General features: G+C 45.0%; 2 protein-coding genes. Both read right to left on the bottom strand.

From position 1 onward, the window contains the following. Window positions 1–30: 30 nt before the first annotated feature. Window positions 31–948 carry an IS3 family transposase gene (locus AC0YNT_RS30515; protein WP_475807910.1) on the bottom strand — a complete coding sequence of 306 codons (918 nt, stop codon included), beginning with the start codon at window positions 946–948 and terminating at the stop codon, window positions 31–33. Between the two features lie 11 nt (window positions 949–959). Then, window positions 960–1,283: a helix-turn-helix domain-containing protein gene (locus tag AC0YNT_RS30510; protein ID WP_475807909.1), complete on the bottom strand. Its 324-nt coding sequence runs from the start codon at window positions 1,281–1,283 to the stop codon at window positions 960–962. Window positions 1,284–1,357: the final 74 nt, after the last annotated feature.

The following is a 1,357-nucleotide window of genomic DNA, read 5'->3' as shown; positions in this document are numbered from 1 at the left end:
TTACGTAGCCATGCTCATTATTTCAGCAATTTACATGGCTCTATAGAACATACTTCGATCCTCCAGCTTCATTACCCATTCGGAAAACTTTGCTGGAGGCATCAATTTCAAACTGCCATGCATTTTACGGTTATTATAGAAATCCATATATTTATCGAGTTCTTCATACGCCTCTTTGAAGCTGCTAAACTCCATTTTACTGAACAGATCACGTTCGAGTAGGCTATGGAAAGATTCGATGTAGGCGTTCATATTAGGGCTTCGTGGTGGTATTCGCTCATGAGTCATTTCTAGGCTTTCACACGTATCTCCAAACAGCTTGCTTATGAATTGAGGGCCATTGTCGGTGCGGATGACGGGGAGTTCTTCTCCGGGTTGCACACGTTGTTTGAGCGCATTCCATAAGGTTTTCACGGCATGTTTGGCCTCACACATCGGCCCTCTGTACTGGTTAACGACTACACGATCAAATACATCAATAATACTGAGCACAAAAAAGAATCGCTCACATCCCGCGACGTAACCGTATTTAATGTCCATTTGCCATAATTGGTTGCATCCTGTGACGGTTCGGTTTTTTGGCAGCCTGCGGGGATGTCTAACTTTTCGCTCTCGTTGCTTCTGTAAAATGCTTAGTTCCTCGCATAGACGATACGACTTCTTCTTATTAAGCACGAGCTTCTGATCTCTCCGCAGACACTTGGCCAGGAGCTTGTATCCGTAGACATGTTCTTCTCCTTCTACAAGCTCCATCAGCCACTCTTTGATCTGCTCATCACTGATCTTTGCTCCTGCTTCTGTCCATGAGAAACCAGGCCGGGGTCTTCCTTTTAGGCCGGCTGAGACCTGCTGAGCAGAGCATGTAGATCGCTTTTTACGATCGTAGTAAGTAGAAGTCGCCAGATCCACAGTTCGTAGGACTAGTGCTGCTGATTCTCCCCGCTTAATGAATTGCTCGGCTACTTCGTACTTTTCGGATAAGCGGGGTTCCTCTTTTTTACGAGCTCACGCAAAATCTCGTTCTCAAGTTCTTTTTCACCTAACAGCTTCATGGCCATTGCATACTTCTCTTCAATTTCCTGCAGACGCTTAAGCTCATGAATATGTTCATCTGAGTTTGATATTTCTTCAAGTGGAATCTTATCTCGCAGCTCTTTTACCCATACACGAATGGTTTCCGGATGAACACCATACATGCGGGCTAAGACCCCCACTTTCACACCAGAAAGCACCTCTCGGACTACTTTCAGCTGTATGTCTTCACCTAATCTTCTGCCTCCCATATTGGATCATCTCCCTTGTCCTAAGTTTAATTTATTGGAAGGGAGTACTCCAGTTTAATTAGGGGGCCTAAGAG

The organism is Paenibacillus sp. J22R56 (genome assembly GCF_056269375.1).
This window is presented reverse-complemented; position numbering and strand designations above follow the sequence as displayed.